This window comes from Streptomyces sp. NPDC058295, from assembly GCF_042880655.1.
Classification (GTDB): domain Bacteria; phylum Actinomycetota; class Actinomycetes; order Streptomycetales; family Streptomycetaceae; genus Streptomyces; species Streptomyces coriariae.
Genome location: NZ_JBHVYO010000074.1, coordinates 24,427 through 30,426 on the forward strand (window position 1 = coordinate 24,427; position 6,000 = coordinate 30,426).

The 6,000-nt window shown below is 71.2% G+C and carries 4 protein-coding genes; 3 read left to right on the plus strand and 1 reads right to left on the minus strand.

Annotated elements, in window-relative coordinates; genetic code table 11:
* Window positions 1-232: 232 nt before the first annotated feature.
* Window positions 233-1,612, plus strand: coding sequence for an NAD(P)/FAD-dependent oxidoreductase (locus ACFVYS_RS41045; RefSeq protein WP_389510632.1), 1,380 nt, complete (start codon window positions 233-235; stop codon window positions 1,610-1,612).
* Window positions 1,613-1,872: 260 nt separating this feature from the next.
* Entirely contained in the window at window positions 1,873-3,525 is a 1,653-nt protein-coding gene (locus ACFVYS_RS41050; protein ID WP_362268126.1) for a SpoIIE family protein phosphatase, read from the plus strand.
* 115 nt (window positions 3,526-3,640) lie between these two features.
* On the opposite strand, the gene ACFVYS_RS41055 is transcribed toward ACFVYS_RS41050, so the two are convergent.
* A complete protein-coding gene (locus ACFVYS_RS41055) occupies window positions 3,641-4,900 on the minus strand; it encodes an MFS transporter (protein ID WP_389510634.1) in 1,260 nt (419 codons plus the stop codon).
* A gap of 189 nt (window positions 4,901-5,089) precedes the next feature.
* Here ACFVYS_RS41055 and ACFVYS_RS41060 point away from each other — a divergent pair, with 189 nt between their 5' ends.
* Window positions 5,090-5,656 (plus strand): MarR family winged helix-turn-helix transcriptional regulator, encoded by a 567-nt coding sequence (locus ACFVYS_RS41060; protein WP_020665696.1) that lies wholly within the window; start codon window positions 5,090-5,092, stop codon window positions 5,654-5,656.
* Window positions 5,657-6,000: the final 344 nt, after the last annotated feature.

The following is a 6,000-nucleotide window of genomic DNA, read 5'->3' on the forward strand; positions in this document are numbered from 1 at the left end:
TAGTTGAGAGGGAGTCAATTCAGAAGGGGCAGGTTCCGCACGGAGCGCCCCCCGATCGGAGTACGGGCCGTATACGTCCCGATTGCGCCCCTTCCCGCACCCCGGTGCACAGCCGCTGACCTGCGCTTCTGTCCCGCACTCCGGTGTTTCGGCCAACCCTGCGCACGCCCGACTCGCGGTCACACAAATTGTCGGGGCTGTGGACAAACTCCGGCGGCCGGTGCGTCATGGGATGGTGAAGGAACGTGCGCGCATTCTCGTTGTCGGCGGCGGCTACGTCGGGATGTACACGGCCCTGCGGCTCCAGCAGAAGCTGAAACAGGAACTCGGCCGGGGCGAGGCCGAGATCACGGTCGTCACTCCCGACCCGTACATGACCTACCAGCCCTTCCTCCCCGAGGCCGCCGCGGGCTCCATCTCCCCCCGGCACGTCGTCGTGCCCCTGCGCCGCGTCCTGCCGCACTGCCGGGTCGTGGTCGGCGAGGTCACCGCAGTCGACCACGCCAAGCGCAGCGCCACGCTCACCACCCTCGCCACCGACGAAGAGGGCACCGGCCCCCAGCAGCTGACGTACGACGAACTCGTCCTCGCGCCCGGTTCCGTCTCCCGCACGCTGCCCATCCCCGGCCTCGCCGACCACGCCATCGGCTTCAAGACCGTCGAGGAGGCCATCGGGCTGCGCAACCACGTCATCGAACAGATGGACATCGCCTCCTCCACGCGCGACCCCGCGATCCGCGACGCCGCCCTCACCTTCGTCTTCGTCGGCGGCGGCTACGCGGGCGTGGAGGCGCTCGGCGAGCTGGAGGACATGGCCCGCTACACCACGCGCTACTACCACAACGTCAAGCCCGAGGACCTGAAGTGGATCCTGGTCGAGGCCTCCGACCGGATCCTGCCGGAGGTCGGCGCCGACCTGGGCCGCTACACGGTCAGCGAACTGCGCCGCCGCAACATCGACGTACGCCTCGACACCCGCCTGGAGTCCTGCGCCGACCGCGTCGCCGTCCTCAGCGACGGCGCCCGCTTCCCGACCCGTACGGTCGTGTGGACCGCCGGCGTGAAACCCCACCCGCTCCTCGCCGCCAGCGACCTCCCGCTGAACGCGCGAGGTCGGCTGAAATGCACCCCCGAGCTGGCCATCGACGGCGTCACGCACGCGTGGGCGGCCGGAGACGCCGCCGCGGTCCCCGACGTGACGGCCGACGAGCCCGGCAAGGAGACCGCCCCGAACGCCCAGCACGCCGTCCGCCAGGCCAAGCTCCTCGCCGACAACATCACGCGCTCCCTGCGCGGCGAACCCCTCCTGCCGTACTCCCACAAGTACGTCGGCTCGGTCGCCTCGCTCGGCCTTCACAAGGGCGTCGCCCACGTCTACGGACGCAAGCTCAAGGGCTACCCGGCCTGGTTCATGCACCGCGCCTACCACCTCAGCCGCGTGCCCACCTTCAACCGCAAAGCACGCGTGCTCGCCGAATGGACCCTCTCCGGGCTCTTCAAACGGGAGATCGTTTCCCTGGGATCCCTCGAACATCCCCGCGCGGAGTTCGAACTCGCTGCCGGTGGAAAGCCTTCTGACGAGTCTTCCGGCGACCCGAAGGGGTCGTCCTGACCGGATCCAGGAACTCCACCGACCGCCCCCACGTCTGACGAATGTCGGCCCGGACGGCGGCCACACTGCCAGACTGCTCCCTGCTCCAGTCCCTCCCGAGCCCTTCCCGGCGGGCCACCACCCGCCCCCCGACCCACGAGGCCGTTCCACGTGCTCCACATCCCGGGTGCTGTAACAATGTGCGGCCACCGCCGCGCGGCCACCGCAGCCCAGGCCGGGCCCGGAGCCGGGCCGCCGACGACTACACGAGGCAAGGATTCGTGAACTTCACGCGCTGGAGCGCCCGGCTCCCCGGAACGCAGCGCCGCGCCGCCGCGCGAGCCGAGCACCCGGTCACCACCACGGACCGGCGGAGCGAAGGCTCCGTACCAGCGGCCCGCGCCGAACGACTCACCGACGAGCCGCCCCCGGTGCCCGCCGTCGACGAGCTCCCGGTCCGTGAGGTCCTCGACCGCGTCCCGGCCCTCGTCGCCCTCGTCCACGGCCCCGACCACCGCCTCGCCTACGTCAACGACGCCTACGCGGCGGCCTTCGGCGTACGCCCCTGCGGCGAACCGGCCTCCGAGGCACTCCCCGAACTCCGCGACCTGGGCCTCATGCCCCTCCTCGACCAGGCCCTGCGCAGCGGCAAGCCCCGCACCCTGAAGTCCCGCAAGGCCCCCGACGGCCGCTCCTACACCTTCACCTGCACCCCCGCCGCCGAGGACAACGGCAAGGGCACCGTCCTGATCTTCGCCACCGACGTCACCGACCACGCCGAAGCCGCCGAACGCCTCAGAACCAGTGAACGCCGCCAGCGCGAGACCGCCGTCACCCTCCAGCGCTCCCTCCTGCCCCAGGAGCTCGAAGAACCCGACGACCTGCGCATCGCCGCCACCTACCAGCCCGGCGGCACCGAGGCCGCGGTCGGCGGCGACTGGTACGACGTCATCACCCTCGGCGGCGGCCGCACCGCCCTCGTCATCGGCGACGTCATGGGCCGAGGCGTCCGCGCGGCAGCCGTCATGGGCCAGCTCCGCACGGCGGTCCGGGCGTACGCCCGCCTCGACCTGCCTCCGCACGAGATCCTTCAGTTGCTCGACGGCCTCGCCGCGGAGATCGACGCCAACCAGATCGCCACCTGCGTGTACGCCATCCACGACCCCAACGAGGGCCGGCTGGTGTACGCCTCCGCGGGCCACCTGCCCATCCTGGTCCGCGACGACAACGGCACCGTCCTGCGCGCCGACGAACCCACCGGCCCGCCCCTGGGCACCGGCGGCTGGATGCACGCCTCCGGCTCGATCCCCCTCGGCCCAGGCTCCACGGCCGTCCTCTACACGGACGGTCTGGTCGAGCGCAGGGACGAAGACCTCGACGAAGGCATCGCGTCCCTGGAGCGCGCCCTGTCCGGCGCGACCGGAACCCCCCAGGTCGTCTGCGACCGCCTGGTCCGCTCGGCCGGCGTCACCGCCGACCACGACGACGACGTCGCCGTCCTGGTCCTCCAGCACCCGGCCCGCACCGGCCCCGACGGCGAGCTGTTCCGCAACGCGGCCCTGGAGCTCCTCGGCGGCGTCGAGGCGGCCCCACGCGCGCGTGCCTTCGCCTCCGGTGTCCTGACCAGCTGGCGCTTCCCGCCCGACCTGCACGACCTCGGCGTCCTCGCCGCCAGCGAACTCGTCGCCAACTCCCTCCAGCACGGCACCCCGCCCATGCGGCTGCGTCTGCGCCGCACGGACCGCCGCCTGATCATCGAGGTCACCGACGGCGACGACCACCTCCCGCGCCGCCGCCGCGCCGAACCGGGCGACGAGTCGGGCCGGGGCATCGCCATCGTCGCCACGATCGCCTCCCACTGGGGCAGCCGCCGCACCCCGGGCGGCGGCAAAGCCGTGTGGTGCGAGTTCGTCCTGCCGAAGCCCGCGGAGTGACGAACGCCGTGACGCCCGGAGCGACAGGCAGCACGCCTCGCCCGGGTCGCGGCCGCCCGCCGACACGAAAGGCGGCCGCCGCCCTCTCGGACGACGACCGCCTCCCCCACCCGTCTCACGCCTCGGCGGCCACCGGCTCCGCCACCGCGCCACCGCGCGCGACCACTCGCTTCCGCGCCAGCCACGGCTGATCCTGGACGGCGGTCAGCTGCCGCCCCAGCCGCAGCGCCAGGTAGGTGATCCCCAGCGAGAACAGCAGGAACGTCACGATGTACGGCGCGTGCAGCGAGGCCCCCATCGGCCCGCCCACCGCCGGCCCCACGGCCAGCGCGAGCTGCTTCACCAGGGCGAACGCCGAGTTGTACTGTCCCGCCAGACCGTCCGGCGCCAGATCGGCCACCAGCGGCGCGACCGTCGGCGACAACATCGCCTCACCCAGCCCGAACAGCGCGTACGTCGACACGAACGCGGCTGTCGCCATCTCCCGACTGCCGTGGCCGAGCCCCGCGTACCCCGCGACGACCCACGCGACGGCCCAGATCAGCCCCACGGCCGCGATCACCCGGGACCTCTTCTGCCGCTCGACGAACTTCAGCACGGCGAACTGCGCGATCACGATCATCGCCGTGTTGGCGGCGAGCGCGCTCCCGAGCGCGGACGTCGAGATCCCGGCGGCCTCGACCCCGTACGCGCTCAGCCCCGACTCGAACTGTCCGTAGCAGGCGAAGAACAGCACGAAGCCCAGCACACACAGCTGCACCATCGCCCGGTTGCCGAGCAACCGCTTCCAGCTGCCCCCGGCGGACTGCGGGGCGCCCCCGACCCGCGGACCGTGCGGCAGCCGCACGGTCGACAGCACCACGGCCAGCAGCAGGAACATCGCCGCCTCGATGGCGAACAGCAACGTGAACGAGGACACGCGCGTGGTGTCGACGAGGTGCCCGCCGATCAGTCCGCCCACGCCGAGCCCGAGGTTCTGAAGGAAGAACTGTGTCGCGAAGGCCCGCGACCGGGTCTCCGCGGTCGAGCAGTCCACGATCATCGTGGCCAGCGCCGGCTGCATCACGGCCTGCCCGGCGCCGAGCGCGGCAGCGGCGGCCAGGACGGCGGTGGGGTTACCGGCGAGCCCCAGGCTCAGCGCACCCAGCGCGGCGGTGACCAGGGCGGCGAGCAGGACCGGCAGTGGACCGCGCCGCACGATCGCCCGGCCGGCGAACGGCAGCACGATCAGCGCGGCCACGGCGAAGACGGCGAGGACGAGCCCCGCAGTCATGGCACCCAGTCCCCGCACCTGCGCCACATAGACGTACAGGTAGGGGACGGTGAAGCCGAGCCCGAACGCGCTGAGTGCGTTGCCCACGTGGATCCGGCGCATCGCTGCGCCCCTCGCCCTGGTCACGTTCACCTCTCTCAGGTAGTCGTCGTCGGCACCGGGACGGAAGCAGCGTCGGTACTTCCGCTGCCTCAGTACTTAGTGCCGAAGACTTCGAAGCTAAAGTTAGAAGCTAAACTGTACACCGCGAAGAACTTCAACGCGAACGAGCCCCGTGCGATACTTGCGCCCATGGGCGACACCCCCGGCACGGTCGGCACCGGCAGCGGCGGCGAGCCGACCCTCGAAGAGCAGATCGCGGCGTATCAGCGCGAATTCCAGGACCTCGACCCCCAGGTCGAGAAGATCGTCTCGGCGCTCTCCCGCCTCAACCGCCGGATGAACGTCGCCTATGGCCGCCAGACCGCGGACCTCGGCATCAGCAACGCCGAGTGGGAGGTCCTGAAGGCCTTGGTCCTGTCCGGGGCCCCCTATCGCCTGGGACCCAGCGATCTGGCCAAGCGCCTTGGCCTGACGCCGGCCGCGATGACCCACCGCATCGACCGCATGCTCGCCGAAGGACTGGTGACCCGTGAGCGGGACGAGTCCAACCGCGTGCGCGTGATCGTCGAGCTGACGCCCGAGGGTCGCGAGAAATGGCTGGAGGCGATGCGCATGGCGACGGTCTTCGAGGAGGACCTCCTCCAGGACCTCTCCGCGGACGAGCGGACGGTCCTGGGTGAGGTCCTGACCAGGCTCCTGCGCCGGGTGGAGCACGCCCAGCCGGACGCCGGCGGCCGGCTCAGCGACCTCGACTGAGCAGGCCACCCCGGCCGGGCTAAAAGATCTTGACAGGGGTGGTTGACATCCCCACCCGGCGTCCGTAGAGTTCTTCGGGTTGCCGGGGAGCCGTATCGGTTCTTCGACAGCACCTCCGCCGCACTAGCGGCACTACAAACCACCAGCAAGATCTCCCCACGGGGTCGAATTCGGCGTGCCCGAATTCAATTCGATTTGGGGCCGGCGGCCCGATTAGGAACTGCCGGACGGATCCGCTAAGGTTTGAGACGTCGGAACGGCCCAACGGCCGGGAAGGCAAGCCCCCTCTGACTGGGAATCAGGCCCGAAAGGATCTGATAGAGTCGGAACCGCCGGAAAGGGAA